The organism is Pandoraea sp. NPDC090278, from assembly GCF_044772185.1.
Classification (GTDB): Bacteria; Pseudomonadota; Gammaproteobacteria; order Burkholderiales; family Burkholderiaceae; genus Pandoraea.
Genome location: NZ_JBIVYJ010000006.1, coordinates 216,826 through 233,023, shown reverse-complemented (window position 1 = coordinate 233,023; position 16,198 = coordinate 216,826). Strand labels below are relative to the sequence as shown.

Below are 16,198 nucleotides of genomic sequence, written 5' to 3'. Positions count from 1 at the left end.
CGCGCGCGCCATGCCGGTTCGACCGGATGTTCTGCCCGATGGTTTGCGGTAATGCGTAACGAAACGTTGCCGGAATATTGTCGTGTGTTACCGGCGGGATAGCCGCCGCTATCCCATGCGCGCGCTGCGCTCAGAACAGTTGGCTGAAGCCCCAGTACAAGCCGCCTGCGAGCACGATGGCCGCTGGCAGCGTGAGCGCCCACGCCAGCAGCAGATTCCGGATGGTGTCCCACTGGAGGCCCGAGCCGTTGATGGTCATGGTGCCCGCGACACCGGACGACAGCACGTGCGTGGTCGACACCGGCAAGCCGTACATGTCCGCCGCCCCGATGGTCAGCATGGCGACCACTTCGGCCGACGCGCCCTGCGCATACGTGAGGTGCTTCTTGCCGATCTTCTCGCCGACGGTCACGACGATGCGTCGCCACCCGACCATCGTCCCGAGACCCAGGGCGACAGCGACCGACACCTTCACCCAGAACGGGATGTACTTGGTGGCCTCGTCCAACTGGCCGCGAAACGCCTGAAGCTCACGGACGGTGTCCGCCTGAAGATGCACACCATGTTGCCGTTCCAGCAGCCGGATGGTCTCGGACGCGATGTACATATCGTTGCGCACGTTGGCCACCGACGTGGCAGGCATGCGCGCAAACGAGCCATGCTCCGCCACCTCGCGGCCGATATCGCCGGTGAGTTCGGACAACGCCGGTACGACGTCGGGCGTGAAGCGTTCGGTGCGTATGAAGTTGGTCAGCACGTCGCGGGCGGGAACACCCGGTGTGGCATTCGATACATCGGTGTCAGGCGTGGCACTCAGCGGCGGGTGCGCTGCGAGCGAGCGTTGCGTGGTCTGCGCGCTGGCGGCGAACTGGGCCACCTGCGCGTCAGGCATCGCATGGTTGAGGGCGTAGGCGATGGGCACGGTGCCGACCAGAATCAGCATGATGAGCCCCATGCCTTTCTGTCCGTCGTTCGACCCGTGCGCGAAGGACACGCCGGTACAGGTGAGGATGAGCATGCCGCGAATCCACCACGGCGGCGGCTTGCGCGGCTCGGGTGAAGCGTACAGCGCCGGATTCCGAACGCAGAACTTGAGGGTGACGAACAGGGCCGCCGCCAGCCCGAACCCGATCACGGGCGAGAGCAGCAGTGAGTAGCCGACGGTCGTCACCTGCGACCAGTCGACGCCGCTTGTGCCGTCGCGTCCGTGCATGAGCGCGTTGGCAATGCCCACGCCGACAATCGAGCCGATCAGCGTGTGGGAGGACGACGCGGGCAGGCCGAGCCACCACGTCGCCCCGTTCCAGACGATGGCGGCGATGAGCAGCGCGAAGACCATCGCAAAGCCCGCCGACGTTCCGACTTGCAGGATCAGTTCGACCGGCAGCAGGGACACGACACTGAAAGCCACCGCACCGCTTGAGAGCAACACGCCGAGAAAGTTGAACAGGCCGGACCACATCACGGCAATGCTCGGCGGCAGGGAGTTGGTGTAGATGACGGTGGCGACCGCGTTCGCCGTGTCGTGAAAACCGTTGACGAATTCGAAGCCGAGGGCGATGAGCAGTGCGACGACCAGCAGCAGGAACGGCAGCAGCGCGATGCTGTGCTCGCCTGCCCGGCCGACGTCGCGCACGAGACTGACGGTGGTGAAGATCAGCCCTGCCAGCAGCAGGGTGAGGAAGATCGCGAGACGAATGCGGTGACGGCGGCGGCGCGCCTGTGCGAGCGGTCCGCCGGCATCGCCGGCGGGGCTGTCGGGCCTGCCCTGTGGAGGGAGCACGCCGCCGCGCATGGGGGTCTTTGCGAGATCAGTACAACACGACGGAGCGGATGGACTCGCCGCGCTTCATCAGATCGAAGCCTTCGTTGATCTGGTCGAGACGCAGCGTGTGCGTAATCAGATCGTCGATGTTGATCTTGCCTTCCATGTACCAGTCGACGATCTTCGGCACGTCGGTGCGGCCACGCGCGCCGCCGAATGCCGAACCCTTCCACTCACGCCCCGTCACCAGTTGGAACGGACGCGTGCTGATCTCCTGACCCGCTGCGGCCACGCCGATGATGAACGACTGACCCCAGCCCTTGTGGCAGCATTCCAGCGCCTGACGCATGGTCGTGACGTTGCCGATGCACTCGAACGAGTAGTCCGCGCCGCCATCGGTCAGTTGCACAATCGTGTCGACGACGTTTTCCACTTCGTTCGGGTTGATGAAGTGCGTCATGCCGAACTTCCTGGCGAGTTCCACGCGTCCCGGGTTGATGTCGACGCCGATGATCTTGTCCGCGCCGACCATCTTCGCACCCTGAATCACGTTCAGGCCGATGCCGCCCAGACCGAACACGACGACGTTCGCGCCCGCTTCGACTTTCGCCGAATAGACGACGGCACCAACGCCGGTCGTCACGCCGCAGCCGATGTAGCAGACCTTGTCGAAAGGAGCGTCGGAGCGGACTTTCGCCACGGCGATCTCCGGCACGACGATGTAGTTCGAGAAGGTGGACGTGCCCATGTAATGGAAGATGGGCTTGCCGTCGAGCGAGAAGCGCGACGTGGCGTCCGGCATCAGGCCGCGACCCTGCGTGCTGCGGATCGCCTGGCACAGGTTGGTCTTGCGCGACAGGCAGAATTTGCACTGACGACATTCCGGCGTGTACAGCGGAATGACGTGGTCGTCTTTCTTGAGCGTGGTCACGCCGGGGCCGACGTCCACGATCACGCCCGCACCCTCATGGCCGAGGATGGCAGGGAAGATACCTTCCGGGTCTGCGCCGGAGAGTGTGTAGTAGTCCGTATGGCAGATGCCGGTGGCCTTGACCTCGATCAGCACCTCGCCAGCGCGCGGCCCTTCCAGATCGACTTCCTCGATGGTCAGGGGTTTGCCCGCTTCCCAGGCAATGGCGGCTTTGGTTTTCATGGCGTTATTCCTCGTTGCTACGTCGTTCGGGGGAATCCCTTCGCGACGTACCATACCGCGTTCTAAAGTCACGCGCGAGTCTTGACACGCCATGTCGACAAAAAAGACGTTGCTGGATACATGAATCGCTCAGCGCCGCTCAGCATCACTCAGCGCCGTGCACCGCTGCCCAACGGTGCCACGATGTGATAGAAGCCCTGTGCGTCAACGGGCCGTGCGAACCAGTAGCCCTGCGCCTCGTCGCAGCCCAGTTCGGTGAGGCGCAGCGCTTGCGCCTGCGTCTCGACGCCTTCGGCCGTCACGCGCAGCCCCAGCGAGTGCGCCATGGCGATGACGGCGCTCACAATGGCATGGCTCGGCGCATGCGTGAGCATGTCGCGCACAAAGCTCTGATCGATCTTCAGGCGATGAATCGGAAAGCGCGTGAGATAGGCAAGACTCGCGTAACCCGTACCGAAGTCGTCCACGGCGATCTCTACGCCCATGTCGTGCAGCGAGCGCAGACTGCCGACGGCGGTGCTGGAGTCGCCCAGCAGGACCGTCTCGGTGATTTCGATTTCCAGATGACGCGGCTCCAGCGCATGGGCATTCAGCGCCCGCTCGATCATGCCGACGACGTCCTGCCGCGCGAACTGCTGCGCGGAAACGTTCACGGAGATGCGCGGCAAATGGCCGCAGCGTCGCAGCAAGCGGCTCGCTTCCCGGCAGGCGGTCTGCATGACCCATTCGCCCAGCGGCAGAATCAGCCCCGAGGTCTCGGCAATCGGCACGAATTCCGCAGGACCTACCGCGCCAAGCGAGGGATGACGCCAGCGCAGCAGTGTCTCTGCGCTGCGGATCTCGCCCGTCGAGAGCGTGACCTGCGGCTGGTAGACGAGATGCAACTGCGAATGCGACGCCTCATGCACGGCTACGCGCAGTAGCGTCTCCAGTTCGTTGCGACGTCGCGCCTGCGAATCCATCTCGCTGCTGAAAAAGCGCAGACCGCCACCGGCGGCGCTGGCGATGCCGAGCGCCACGTGGGCGCGTCGCAGCAGTGTTTCGGGGGTATTCCCGTGATCCGGGTAGCTGACTGCGCCGATGCTCGCGTCCAGCGCAACGGAGTTCTGGTCGACGTCCACCCATTGTGCGAGCCGTGCCTGAATGCGTGCAGCGAGCAGGCGCGCACCGTCTCCCGTTTCATTGGTGACAATCACGAACTGGCTGCCGCCCAGACAGGCGAGGGCGTCCTCGGGGCCGCTGGCTTCGCGCAATCGCTCGGCCGCGATGCGCAGCGCCAGCTCGGCGGCGGGCGGACCGAAGGTGCTGCGCAGTTTGCGCAGGTGATCGAGTTCGACCAGCATCACCGTAAGCCCGACCTGCTGAATCGCGCAGCGATGGATCGCCAGTTCGAGACGTTCGTTGAGCAGGGTCTGATTGGGCAGGCTGGTGACCGGGTCGTGGTGTGTGACATACCAGAGCCGCGACGCCACATGCACCTGCTGCGACAGATCGAGCACGATGCCCACCCAACGGCGCTCGCCCGGTGCGTGTTCGACGCAGGAGAGCGCGAGACGGATCGGCAACCAGCTACGGATGTGGGTGAGCAGATGCCATTCGTCGTCATACGGCACCGCTTCATGCGCCGACAGACTGGCCAGCGCAGGCAGGCGGCGGCGTGCCAGTTCCGAGGGATCGAGCAGGGAGACGAAGCTGCGTTTGCCCAGCAGGTCGTCGGGCGTGTAGCCGGTCAGGCGTGTGAACGCCGCGTTCATGCGCTCGAGCATGCCGTCGTCGGTACAGACGAACATCGCATACGGCGCGCTGTCGAGCGCGGCACGGCTCAATTCGCCCTGGACGTCGGGCACCCGACGAGGTACGGGATCGTTCACGTCCGTACCTCCCGAAAGCCGGTCCGGCCGGGATTCAGGAACGTCATGCAACACCTCCCTGGCGTCGCGATTTTTATCTCGAAAATCGAGCGATCTAGTCGCCCGATTCCTCTTGTTTATCAATTGGTTATGAGCGTCATTCTGCCACGATGCAAGCGGCTTCGTGCAAGGGAAAACGCGGGGTCGGGAGGGGTTCCGAAAAGGCGGCGGCACGCGCATGCTGTGGGCTGGCGACACCGGTGTGGAAATGCCTCGCCGGACCCGGTCCGTATGGCTTCGCGAGGAGCCGTTCGGTATCATGCGGCCTGTTTCCGTCGGGATGACACCGAAATGGCGTCGATCTCGCCGGTGGTGCCGACAGGGCATTTTGAAGGGCAAGCGGACGACCGCGAATATTTGGGTACTGAGGGAAGGCGACGTTGCATAGCGTCCGGACAAAGACGACCGGTGTGACACGAGGCCTGCGGCAGGCATGCGGCAGAGGCCGGTCTGCGCGCGCGCGTTCGTGGCTGTACCTCATGTGTCTGAGCGTCCTCATGATGGGACTGGCAGGGCAGGCAGCGGCGCAATCGTCGGCCGCAGGCAACGCAGGCAATGCCGGTGCGAGTTCCGTCAGCGGGCGTGATGCCAATGTCCGGCAAGTCGTACTCGGCATCATCAGTTTCACCCGCTGGCCGACGACGCCCGCGAAAGTGCGTATGTGCGTCGCAGGCAATACCGACTACGCGCGCGACCTGCTGGCGGCGCAACCGTCAGGCAGCGCGCCGCCGGTGGAAGCGCAGCGCATTGCTCCCCTGGAACCGGCCATCGGTTCGTTGTGCGACGTGTTGTACCTCGGCGCGATGAGCGATACCGAGCGTCGCCAGGTGCTGGCCAACCTCGCCGGTCATCCCGTGCTGACGATCAGCGAACGCAACGACTCGTGCACCATCGGCACGATGTTCTGCCTGAACGTCGACGCCGACCGGGTGACCTTCGATATCAACCTCGACACCGTCGCGCGCAGCGGCGTGCGTGTCCACCCGAACGTGCTGAAGCTGGCGCGAAAGCCGGCAACGCCATGACCACCCAATTCCCCCCAGCCCATCCACCGCCGTCCGGACCCGGGACGCCCGTGGCCGGGTTGCTGTCACCGCAGGCCGCGCCAGATGCCGCGACCGGCGCAGCGACACATGAATCGACGCACGAATCGACGCATGAGCCACCGCCGGGTGCTACCACCGCGACGCCCACACCGCCTGTCGGGTCGCCCGTGCGCCCGCGACGGCCTTCCCTGCAGCGCGTGCTGAGACGCACGCATCTGCGTCTCGCGGTCTCCGCCGTAGTCCTCGCAGCTCTCCTGCTTTCGGTCGTCGCGTGGATCGCGTTGCGCGCCTACGCCGAAAACAATCTGTTGCTGATCGGCCGCTCGCTGGCCTACACCGCCGAAGCGGCGGTCGTGTTCGGCGACAAGGTCGCGGCGCAGGAAGCGATTGCCCTCATCGCCAAAGACGAAGACGTGGTGCAGGTGCGCGTGCTCGATGCGCGCAACGCGCAGTTCGCCATGTGGCGGCGTCCCGACGGCGGCACGCTGGCACGTATCGAGCGAACTGTCGCCGACATCGCCATGCCCGGTCCGGTGACGCTGCCGATCCGTCACGAAGACAAGGTCGTCGGCACGATCGAAGTCCAGGGGCAGGGCAATCAGTTCTTCGTGTTTCTCATGAGCGGGATCGGCGGCGTGCTCGCGTGTCTGGCCGTCACGTTCGGCGTTGCGAATGTGCTCGCCAAACGGATGCACCGCGATATCGTTAAGCCGCTGCGTGCGCTGGCGGAAGTGGCGCATGCGGTGCGGCGGGAACGGGCGTTCCATCAGCGCGTGGCTGCTACGCCGATTGCCGAACTGAAGGAACTGGGCGACGACTTTAACGCGCTGCTCGACGAGTTCGAAGGCTGGCAGAACCATTTACGCGCGCAGAATGCAACGCTCGCCCATCAGGCGAATCACGACCCGCTGACGGGCTTGCCGAATCGTGCGTATTTCGAGTCGCGGCTGGTGCAGGCGCTCGACGAGGCGCGCGAGTTGGGCACACACGTCGCGCTGTTGTATCTCGACAGCAACCGTTTCAAAGACATCAACGATCAGCTCGGTCACGACGCTGGCGACGCGGTGCTCGTGGCGATTGCCGAGCGTCTGCGCCAGCCGCTGCGCGAGGGGGATCTGGTGGCGCGTCTGGGCGGTGACGAGTTCGCGGTGATGCTGCCCGGCGTGCGGCAGACGTCTAACGCCGTGCGTCTTGCCCAGAACCTGCTCGCCTCGATGGAACGACCGATTGCACTGCCCGACGGCAGCGAACTGGCCACGTCGATGAGCATCGGCGTGGCGTTGTACCCGACACACGCCGACGACGCCGTAGCACTGCTGCGCGCAGCGGATGCGGCGATGTATCAGGCCAAGCGTGCCGGAGACGGCACCTGGCATGTTGCGGAAAGCCCCAAGGGATAAGGCGGCGAGCAACACTAGGGTCTGTTCACGCTAATACCGGGCAACACGAGCCCGGTATTAGCGTGAACAGACCCTAAGCTTCAAAACATAACCATAAATGACGACCGGATTTCACACCGCAATGGGGATTGGCCTTGGACTTCGCTGCTATCGCTGCTAAAACCGCCGACGCTGTCGGTACGGGCAGCTCACAACATTCATCCGCCCGCCGGGGCGACTTCGGTGGCAACTTCTTCGCCGCGCTGAATCGCACTTTCTCGCAATATCGGACGCTCCTGCGCCGCGCCCTCGGACTGCTGGTCCTGCTCGGCTTCGGTGCGCTCGCCGGTTGTCAGACCACGCCGGTGCACGGCCTGACGCCTGAGCAGATCGCCGCACTCAAATCGGAAGGCTTCACGCAGACGGACGAAGGCTGGGAGTTCGGACTGTCGGATACGGTGCTCTTCGACACTGACAAGTTCGTGGTGCGCGACCCCGCACGCGAGACGGTCACGCGCATCGGGCACACGCTGGTGAAGGTCGGACTCGACGCGGTGCGCGTCTACGGATACACCGACTCGGTCGGCAGCGAGACGTACAACGAGCAGCTTTCGGCACGCCGTGCCGACGCCGTAGCCGGTGTGTTGGCCGAGGCGGGCGTCAAGCGCGCAGGCATCCAGACGATCGGGGCGGGCAAACGTAATCCGGTTGCCGACAACAGCACCCCGGCAGGGCGTGCGCAGAACCGACGCGTCGCTATCGTGATTTCGACGCGCTGACTTCGACGCACCGAGTCGCACCGAGTCGCACCGAGTCGCACCGATTCCCGGCACTTTCGCTTGTCAGGTTTCGCCACGCCAAACCGGGCGGCAGGGCCATGCCTGAAAGGTAATGTAAGTCCTTGCCAACGGCCGCAATCAGGCACAATGGCGGCTGCTGCCCGAATTACCCATGTTGGCCCACGCTGTTTTCATGCTCCCGACGTTGTCTACGTTCACGAACTTCTGGTTTTCCGCTGCCGAGGGCTCGCCCCGAATGCAACGCGCTTTTCGCGTCGCGCTGACCGTGTTCGCGACCACCGTCGCGGGTGTGTCCTCGACGGCGCTTGCTCAGGGACAGAGCGCATCGAATGTTCCGAACGCACGCGTTGGGACATGGGCGACGGCACCGCAAGCCGTCGCGCAGCATCCGGCAGCGCCTTCGTTCAACCGGGCACCGGCCGCAGGCGGGCGCACCGTTCGTCAGATCGTTTATCCCACGCTGTCCGGCAACGATGTCCGTGTGCGGTTCTCGAACGCGTACGGCACGCAGCCTCTGGTCATCGAACGAGCAAGCCTTGCTGTGTCCACACGCGGTGCGGCCATCGACGCGGGCACAATGCGAGGCCTGACGTTCGGCGGGCAACCGGCGGCGCGCATTGCACCGGGCGCATCGCTCGAGAGTGACCCGCTGCCGTTCGCTGTACGCGCCGGAACGCCGCTGGCCGTCAGTCTCTTCACACAAGAATCGAAGACGCCCACCACGTGGCACAAGATCGCGCAGCAGACCGCCTTTCTGAGCGGCGCGGGGGATTTCGTCGATAACGCACAGGCGGCGTCGTTCCCCACGCGCTTCACGAATACGTTGTGGCTGGCCGGGCTGAGCGTCGTCCCTGACGCGCCGTCGCACGCCATCGTCGCCATTGGCGATTCGATCACGGACGGCATGCGCAGCACGCTGAACGCCAATCGTCGCTGGCCGGACGGGTTGGCGCGTCGTCTGGACGCCGCCGGGCGACGCGATATCGCCGTGCTCAATCTCGGCATCAGCGGTAATCGCCTGCTGCACGATTCGGCCTGCTACGGCGAGCGGCTGGTGGCCCGCTTTCGTCGCGACGCTTTGGAGCAACCGGGCGTGAAGACGGTCGTCGTGCAGATCGGCATCAACGACATCAATTTCGGTTACGTGCCGCCGCACGGCGGGCTCGATTGCGACGTGCCGCACGTGATCGTGACCGCACCGGAGATGATCGCGGGCTATCAGTCGCTGATCGCAGCGGCGCACGCCCGCAACGTGCGCATTCTTGGCACCACGATCCCGCCGGGCAAATTGCCGCCTGAGCGTGAAGCGGTGCGTGAGGCCGTCAATCAGTGGGTACGTACCGGCGGCGCTTTCGATGGCGTGATCGATTTCGACGCGGCATTGCGCGATCCGTCGCAACCGACACGCATGCTGCCGCGCCTGGATAGCGGCGACGGCACGCACCCGAGCGACGCTGGCTACGCCGCGATGGCGGACGCCGTGTCGCTGCCGCTGATTCTGGGTAGCGGTGCGAAGACGCAGCCGTCGGGCGCTGCGCGCTGACGCCTGTCAGCGGACAGCCGTTCCTCAGCGTCTCTCACCGTCGCTATCAACGCTCCCGTTTCACGCCGACCGTCACCTGTTGCAGCCGGGTGACGTCTGGCGACTGCAGCCATTCGGGATGCGCGAGGCAGTGGCGGAACATCGCCGTGGCGTCATCCCCCCAATACAACTCCCCGTCATAAGCAAACGTCGGCACGCCGAACACCCCGGCGGCAATCGCCCCTTCGGTGTTCTCGCGAAGCGCCGTTTTGACCTCGGGCGATTCCGCACGCGCTAGCGCGTCGTCGGCTGACAGGCCGAGGCGCTCGCTCAGGTCGGCCCAGCCCTGCGGGTCGGTCACGTCGCGTCCTTCCGCCCAGATGAAGCGGAAGATCGTACGCACGACCTCGTGCGTCGCGCCTAACGCGACCGCCAGACGCAACACGCGAATCGGATGGAACGGGTGCACCGGCGGCATCCGGTACGCAATGCCGTCCTGCTCGGCGCGAAACTGCGCCATGCGATAGGTAAAGATGCGCTTGTGCGGTGTCTCGGCCGGTCCCTGCGTCTGCAAGTGCACGAGGATCGCGCCCAGCACGATGGGTTTGAGTTCGATGTCGAGCGTGCGTGGCAATGTATCGAAGCGCTCGAATTGCAGGTACGCGAACGGGGAGGCGAAATCGAAATACCACTGGGCGTGACGGGCGGGGGTGTCGGCGTTCTGCGACATGGGGCGCGGTCTCCTGTGTAGAAATTTTTCTCGGCGCGTGCGACTTGACGCTCCGGACAGTGTAGCGGGACCGCGCGAACGTCGCTAAAACCCTCATGGAATCAGTGGCTTATCATCGCTGCGAATATTCATCGGAATTTTGGATATTTTGTATCCGATATAACGATTTTTATTATTGAAGCGGAGTTTTTAGACTGGCACTCATTCGCAAGGAGTGCCCGACATGACAACAAAAACCCACGCTGCAACGCCCGCTTCGGCCAGCCGTCCCGACACGCTGGTGCCGGATCAGCACAACCCCTGGGCGGGCCTCATTCTCTCGACCGTGATCGCTTTCGTGGCGCTGTTGCTGGGGCGTCAGATGCCGCTCGTTGGCGGTCCGGTGTTCGGCATTCTGCTGGGCATTCTCGTGCGCAATATCTTCGCCCCGGGCGCACGTTACGAGTCCGGCATCAAGTTCGCATCGAAGTACGTGCTTCAGTGGTCGATCATCGCACTGGGCTTCGGTCTGAGCCTGTCGCAGGTGGCGCATACGGGACTCGAGTCGCTCGCCGTCACGGCGGTCACGATCACCGCCGCCGGACTGTCGGCCTGGGGGCTGGGTCGCCTGCTGGGCGTGCCCGACAAGCTCAAGCTGCTCATTGGCGTGGGCACGGCCATTTGTGGCGGCTCGGCGATTGCCGCCGTCACGCCCATCGTGAAGCCGGACGATCACGAAACGGCGTTCGCCATCTCGACCATCTTCCTGTTCAACATCGCCGCCGTGCTGCTGTTCCCGGTACTCGGTCACGCGCTGCATCTCTCGGATCTCGGCTTCGGCATGTGGGCCGGTACGGCAATCAACGACACGTCGTCGGTGGTGGCGGCCGGTTATAGCTACAGCAAGGAGGCGGGCGACTACGCCACGATCGTCAAGCTGACGCGTGCCACGCTGATCATCCCGATCTGTCTGACACTGGCTGCCATCGTGGCCTACCGCGCCAAGCGTGCCGGTGCCGGTAACTTCAGCCTCGCCCGCATCTTCCCATGGTTCATCCTGGGCTTCCTGATCGCATCGGGCATCCGCACGGCAGGCCTCGTGCCCCCGGCGCTGCAACCGTGGATTCATGACGCTGCCGAATTCCTGATCATCGTGGCGCTCACCGCCATCGGGCTGTCGTCGAATCTGCGCCGCATGGCATCGACCGGTGTGCGTCCGATCCTGCTCGGACTGGGTGTCTGGGCGGCGGTGTCGGTCAGCAGCCTCGTGGTGCAACTGACGATGGGGCAGCTCTGAAGTGACTGGAAGGATGAACCCCCGACGTTAGGGCAGACCCGGCGGGCAAGCCGGGTTTCGTCGCCTAGAATGCAATCACGGACGGCCGCCGGTCGTCCGTGATGCGTTTTTGGGAGGCCGTTATGTCAACCTCATTCGGCGAGATCTGGTACACCATCGGCGCACTCGTGGTGATCGCCGTGCTTGCGGGCATGGTGTGGGAGATGGGGGTCTGGTGGACACGTCACCCGGACAGTCCTGCGGTGAAGCGTCTTGAGCACGCGTGGGCACGCATCCGTCACCCACGGCACTGATTTACGGTTTTAACGGTGCTGGCGCGCGGCTGGACGTCTCAGTCCAGCTTCAGATGTTGCGGGACGTTGGCGTCCCAGCGCGCGAGGTCTTCGAGCGGGTACGGCTTGCTGCCGTGCAGCGCGCGTTTGATGCGGCTCTTGCCGCTGGGCATCGGCACGTTCGGCAGTGCCGCGCCTGCTGGTGTGCCCGCGAGATCGAGATAGTCGCGCTTGAACTCGGCCTGCGTCATCCCCCACTTCATCAGGAATTCGCGACTGCCGCGATTCTTCACCACGCGTCCGGTCGAGCGGCAACCGAAGTGATAGACCACACTCTTGCCGACGATACGGAACGTCCGGCAGCCGACCAGCCAGAGCTTCATCAGGAAGTCGTCGTCGCTGCTCATGCCGGGGCCGAACTCGATGCTGTAGCCACCGACCAGGTGCCATAGCCCGCGGCTCACGAGCGTGGGCTGCGTCGGCACGCCGTTCACGTCGCTGCGTCCCAGCGAGGCGGCGAAGGCGAGCATCGCGGCTTCGTCGAACGTCTCCGGTGTGGTGCCGAAATCTTTCGAAACGACTTGCTTGCTGACCCCGGCGTTGGGTTCGACCATGACCGACGAGAGGTAATAGACCTGCGTGCCGAGTGCCTGGAGCGCACGGGCGGCATCGGTGAGTGCGGTGTCCCAGCCGGGCGTGACGAACATGTCGTCGTTCAGGAACAGCAACTGATCGTGCGACGCGAGCGGGGCGAGTTGATTGAGCGCGAGGCAAACGCCCACGTTGCCGCTGCTGTGCGTGTGACGCAAGCCCTGCTCACGCACCCAGTCGAGCGTACCGTCGCTGCCGTCGTTGACGTGCACGAGAATCTCGTGCGCCTCGCCGGAGTGCCGGCGAACGCTATCGATACACAGCTTGAGGAACGGTAGGTTGTTCCAGGTGGGGATCAGAATGCTTAGCATGAGGGAGCGGCGTTATCGCTTGTCAACGGGCGGTCTGTCGTCTGAGGATCCGACAGGATAGGCGAACGCGGCAAACAGAGCCAGCATCGTTGCATAGAAGGCGACCGTCACCTTCAGATTGAACGTCTCCACGGTCAATCCGAAGACGGCGAAGGCGACCGCCGTCATCAATCCCATCAACGCCGCGCGATTCTTGACGCGGTCGTGTTGCAACTGCGCCGAGCGAATGAAGAAGATGGCCGGGCCGAGGTAGACGCCGAGAATGCACAACAGGCCAAGCAGACCGTAATCGACGAAGTAGGCAAGGATCTGATTGTGCACTTCGCCCTTGCCGAGGTCGGCGGCCAACGGCGTCAACTCGCCGGATGCCGCCATGGCGGGCATCGCATCGCGAAACCCATGGGCGCCGAGGCCGAGCAACGGATGCTCACCGATGAGTTGGCCGGCGACCTTCCACAATTCGACACGGATACCGGTCGACGTATTGGGGTTGCCTGCGGAGAGATTGATCAGATCCGACCGGATCATTTCGAAGCGTTCGCGCACGACATGCGAGCTGAACGTGGCTGCGAGCAGCACGGCGACGACGACGCCGATCGCGACGCGCCGTGCGCCGCTCAGCGGTTGATTGCGCCACATCAGCCAGACGACCAGCAGCACAGGCAGCACGATCCAGCCCCCGCGGGACTGGCTGGCCCACGACGCGTAGCATCCGGCAGCAGCGCCCAGCAGCTTGAACGCGACGGTCCAGGCCTTATCGCGCGACAGCCAGTGAATCGACACGACGGACAGTGTGCCCAGCAGGACGGCGATGTCGCCGAAGTGGATCGGATTCAGGAACGAGCTTTCGGCGCGGGCGGCGAGAATATCTGCGGTGGAATACAAGGCCATGAAGGCCGCAGCGATCGCGCCGGTGGCGAACGACAGATCGGTCCATTTCGGCATGACGTCGACGATCCGGCGCAGCCCCAGGAATACAAAGGTAGCGAGCAGGAAGCGTAGCGGGGAGTCGAGCGTGTTCGCGACAATCCGGCCGTGCAGAATTTCGACGAGCAGAATCGAGAAAAACGGCAGCAGTAGCGAGATGAGGAGCAGGCGGACGTGGGAATTGGCACGCACGAGCGAACAGATTTCGCCCCGTTCGCGGCCCGTGAAAAGGACGATGGCGCCGAGGGCCACCGTCAGGAACATCGCCGTATTCCCGCCGCGTGGAACGACCAGGGATACGGCGGGGAACAGCAGGATCAGCGTGCCGAAAATATTGGCAAAAAGGTGCCGACGGGGATTCCGTGCCGGCGCGGCGGACTTGCTCATTGGTTACCAGGCAGACTGCGGGAATTTACTTTGCACGAAGTATGCCAGAAATGCCCACAGCGCCAAGGCTTCCGTCGACGCCACGCAACGGCCAAAACATCGATCTGCTCAAAATTTCACAATTACAGATTCATCGCGCCGAGCACGCCGCACAAATGCAGCGCCACGTGCGTCCAGGCCGCTTCGTCGTAATTGTCGCCGTCGCGCGCCAATTGCTGCGCCTCGTGGAACGTGCGCCAGATCGCTGCCGCACTCGACGGCGTGCCGCCTGCCAACTGATATTGCCGTTGCAGCGCTTCGGCCAGCCAGGGCTGGTCCTGCGCGCAGGCCTCGGCGTAAGCTTCGACGGCAACGCGGGCGTACGGGTCGCCGACCGGATCGAGGACGACCGGCTGGCGTGCACGGGCGGAAGAATGGGCTGAGGACGGCATGGCAGCCAGGGCGTGCCGCTCGGCGGCGCTGTGACGGGTGTGGTGATGTTTCATGGTCTCGTCTCGTTGGCCGCGCCAGGGCCGCTGGCGCGGAATCACTTACGTGGACTCAGTCGTTTTCCATATTGCGGATAAACAGCATGGCCGCATGCTTGGCCTGATCGATGCTCGAATACGTCCGACCGTCCATCGGCCAGATGTCGACCAGCACCGCATAGCTGCCGGGATGTTCGGCCTGCATGATGCGGATGTAATGCTGCCGGAACACGCACCGGGCGAGTTCCACTGTCGGATGCGGTCGACGGAAATGGGCGCTTGACATGACAGTCTCCAAAAATTTGGCCCTCCGACCTCGACGGGTCGTTGCAAAAGACTCAGCAAATCCCGTGCCAATTGTCTTGAAACCCTTAACTGCTTGATTTGTAAGGAGTGTGGGCGAACGGGGCGCGCGCCGATATCAAAAAACGTTACGGAAACGAAACACTGCAGGAACGCGCTGCCGTAACAGTGGCCTGTGGGGCGGCGGCGGATACGGGCAGGGATGCCGAACGCCATTCGCGTTTCATGCGTGGAACAAAGCGGGCGACGTCTTTTGTGTTCCCGCTAAAATGCCCATTTCTCCCAAGACTTCTGCGTAGACAGGCCATCACGTCTACGGTCCTATGCCGCATGAATCTGCGTTTTCTCGAAACCTTCGTCTGGCTCGCCAAGCTGCGTAATTTCCGGCTGACGGCCGAGCGTCTGCACACGACGCAGGCGGGGGTGTCGAGCCGGATCGCGTCGCTGGAACAGAGTTTCGGCGTGCGCCTGTTCGACCGGAGCGCGCGCGAGGTCACGCTGACGGCCGCAGGCCAGAAAGCGTTGGCGTATGCCGAGCGCATCGTCATGCTGGGGCAGGAGATGAAGCGGGAACTGAGCGATCCGGACATGCCGCCGGGCGTGCTCAAAATCGGCGTCGTCGAGTCCATCGTGCACAGTTGGTTTCCGGATCTGGCGGCGCGTATTCACCGTGAATATCCGCAACTCGAAATCGAGGTCACAAGCGAGACGACCATCAATCTGTGCAAGCAGCTTGAGGCGGGCTCACTCGATCTCGTATTGCAGACGGACATGCAACACGGTGCTGGCGTGGAAAACCTGCCGCTGGCCGAATTCCCGATGCGCTGGGTCGCGAGCCCCAAGCTCAATCTGGAGGGCGAAACGCTCGACGTGGCCGATCTGGCTGCGTATCCGTTGGTGAGCTTTTCGCGCAATTCCGGGCCGCACAAGACGCTGGAGCGCATGTTCTCGGTCGCCGCCGAGCGGCCGGTGCGGGTGAACTGCATGACGTCGGTCGCGGCGATCATCCGGCTGGTAGCCGATGGGTTCGGGGTGGCGATGCTGCCGCCCGCCATCATCCAGCGCGAACTGGGCGAGCACAGTCTGCATCTGCTGCGCGTGAACGCCAATTTTCCCAATCTGCCGCTGGTCGGCTCGTTCCGCACGGGCGCGCTGCTCGCCGAGAACGTGGCGCGTCTGGCGCAGCGCACGGCCAGCGAGTTCGCCCTGAACATGGGGCCGGACATCGCGATTCCCCCCGCCGCCGCCATGACCGCCCCGGCATGGGGCGCTTCCGACGCCTGAACCACCCGGCGTGAA

The 16,198-nt window shown here is 64.1% G+C and carries 15 protein-coding genes; 7 read left to right on the top strand and 8 right to left on the bottom strand.

What is annotated here, in order from left to right:
* Window positions 1-130: 130 nt before the first annotated feature.
* The 3 genes from ACIQWO_RS21670 to ACIQWO_RS21660 form a co-directional block, all read right to left on the bottom strand.
* The gene (locus ACIQWO_RS21670) at window positions 131-1,795 is read right to left on the bottom strand and encodes an inorganic phosphate transporter (RefSeq protein ID WP_402828766.1); all 1,665 of its coding nucleotides are present in this window, start codon (window positions 1,793-1,795) and stop codon (window positions 131-133) included.
* 16 nt (window positions 1,796-1,811) lie between these two features.
* Window positions 1,812-2,918, bottom strand: coding sequence for an S-(hydroxymethyl)glutathione dehydrogenase/class III alcohol dehydrogenase (locus tag ACIQWO_RS21665; RefSeq protein ID WP_039392986.1), 1,107 nt, complete (start codon window positions 2,916-2,918; stop codon window positions 1,812-1,814).
* 149 nt (window positions 2,919-3,067) lie between these two features.
* On the bottom strand, window positions 3,068-4,789 hold the full coding sequence (locus ACIQWO_RS21660; RefSeq protein ID WP_402828764.1) for a putative bifunctional diguanylate cyclase/phosphodiesterase: 1,722 nt from the start codon (window positions 4,787-4,789) through the stop codon (window positions 3,068-3,070).
* Between the two features lie 518 nt (window positions 4,790-5,307).
* Between ACIQWO_RS21660 and ACIQWO_RS21655 the strand changes: the two genes are divergently transcribed.
* The 4 genes from ACIQWO_RS21655 to ACIQWO_RS21640 all read left to right on the top strand — a co-directional run bounded on the left by ACIQWO_RS21655 (window position 5,308) and on the right by ACIQWO_RS21640 (window position 9,596).
* Window positions 5,308-5,853: a YfiR family protein gene (locus tag ACIQWO_RS21655; RefSeq protein WP_402828762.1), complete on the top strand. Its 546-nt coding sequence runs from the start codon at window positions 5,308-5,310 to the stop codon at window positions 5,851-5,853.
* Window positions 5,850-7,274 carry a diguanylate cyclase domain-containing protein gene (locus ACIQWO_RS21650; RefSeq protein ID WP_402828760.1) on the top strand — a complete coding sequence of 475 codons (1,425 nt, stop codon included), beginning with the start codon at window positions 5,850-5,852 and terminating at the stop codon, window positions 7,272-7,274. Before ACIQWO_RS21655 ends, ACIQWO_RS21650 begins: the two co-directional genes overlap by 4 nt.
* Window positions 7,275-7,408: 134 nt before the next feature.
* Entirely contained in the window at window positions 7,409-8,032 is a 624-nt protein-coding gene (locus ACIQWO_RS21645) for an OmpA family protein (protein WP_402828758.1), read from the top strand.
* Window positions 8,033-8,288: 256 nt separating this feature from the next.
* Window positions 8,289-9,596, top strand: a complete 1,308-nt coding sequence (locus ACIQWO_RS21640; protein WP_402828756.1) for an SGNH/GDSL hydrolase family protein — start codon at window positions 8,289-8,291, stop codon at window positions 9,594-9,596.
* 46 nt (window positions 9,597-9,642) lie between these two features.
* Here ACIQWO_RS21640 and ACIQWO_RS21635 read toward each other — a convergent pair whose 3' ends face one another.
* The gene (locus ACIQWO_RS21635) at window positions 9,643-10,305 is read right to left on the bottom strand and encodes a 2-hydroxychromene-2-carboxylate isomerase (RefSeq protein WP_402828754.1); all 663 of its coding nucleotides are present in this window, start codon (window positions 10,303-10,305) and stop codon (window positions 9,643-9,645) included.
* Between the two features lie 223 nt (window positions 10,306-10,528).
* Here ACIQWO_RS21635 and ACIQWO_RS21630 point away from each other — a divergent pair, with 223 nt between their 5' ends.
* Both ACIQWO_RS21630 and ACIQWO_RS21625 read left to right on the top strand, forming a co-directional pair.
* A complete protein-coding gene (locus ACIQWO_RS21630; protein WP_039401322.1) occupies window positions 10,529-11,581 on the top strand; it encodes a YeiH family protein in 1,053 nt (350 codons plus the stop codon).
* A gap of 122 nt (window positions 11,582-11,703) precedes the next feature.
* Window positions 11,704-11,874 carry a hypothetical protein gene (locus ACIQWO_RS21625; protein WP_402828752.1) on the top strand — a complete coding sequence of 57 codons (171 nt, stop codon included), beginning with the start codon at window positions 11,704-11,706 and terminating at the stop codon, window positions 11,872-11,874.
* 38 nt (window positions 11,875-11,912) lie between these two features.
* On the opposite strand, the gene ACIQWO_RS21620 is transcribed toward ACIQWO_RS21625, so the two are convergent.
* The 4 genes from ACIQWO_RS21620 to ACIQWO_RS21605 form a co-directional block, all read right to left on the bottom strand.
* Window positions 11,913-12,815 carry a glycosyltransferase family 2 protein gene (locus ACIQWO_RS21620; protein WP_402828750.1) on the bottom strand — a complete coding sequence of 301 codons (903 nt, stop codon included), beginning with the start codon at window positions 12,813-12,815 and terminating at the stop codon, window positions 11,913-11,915.
* A 12-nt stretch (window positions 12,816-12,827) separates the two neighbouring features.
* Window positions 12,828-14,129 carry an O-antigen ligase family protein gene (locus ACIQWO_RS21615; protein WP_402828748.1) on the bottom strand — a complete coding sequence of 434 codons (1,302 nt, stop codon included), beginning with the start codon at window positions 14,127-14,129 and terminating at the stop codon, window positions 12,828-12,830.
* A gap of 122 nt (window positions 14,130-14,251) precedes the next feature.
* Complete coding sequence (locus tag ACIQWO_RS21610) at window positions 14,252-14,614, bottom strand: hypothetical protein (RefSeq protein WP_402828746.1); 363 nt, start codon at window positions 14,612-14,614, stop codon at window positions 14,252-14,254.
* A 55-nt stretch (window positions 14,615-14,669) separates the two neighbouring features.
* Window positions 14,670-14,882 (bottom strand): hypothetical protein, encoded by a 213-nt coding sequence (locus tag ACIQWO_RS21605; RefSeq protein ID WP_039392977.1) that lies wholly within the window; start codon window positions 14,880-14,882, stop codon window positions 14,670-14,672.
* A 347-nt stretch (window positions 14,883-15,229) separates the two neighbouring features.
* Between ACIQWO_RS21605 and ACIQWO_RS21600 the strand changes: the two genes are divergently transcribed.
* Window positions 15,230-16,183, top strand: a complete 954-nt coding sequence (locus ACIQWO_RS21600) for a LysR family transcriptional regulator (RefSeq protein ID WP_402828744.1) — start codon at window positions 15,230-15,232, stop codon at window positions 16,181-16,183.
* Window positions 16,184-16,198: the final 15 nt, after the last annotated feature.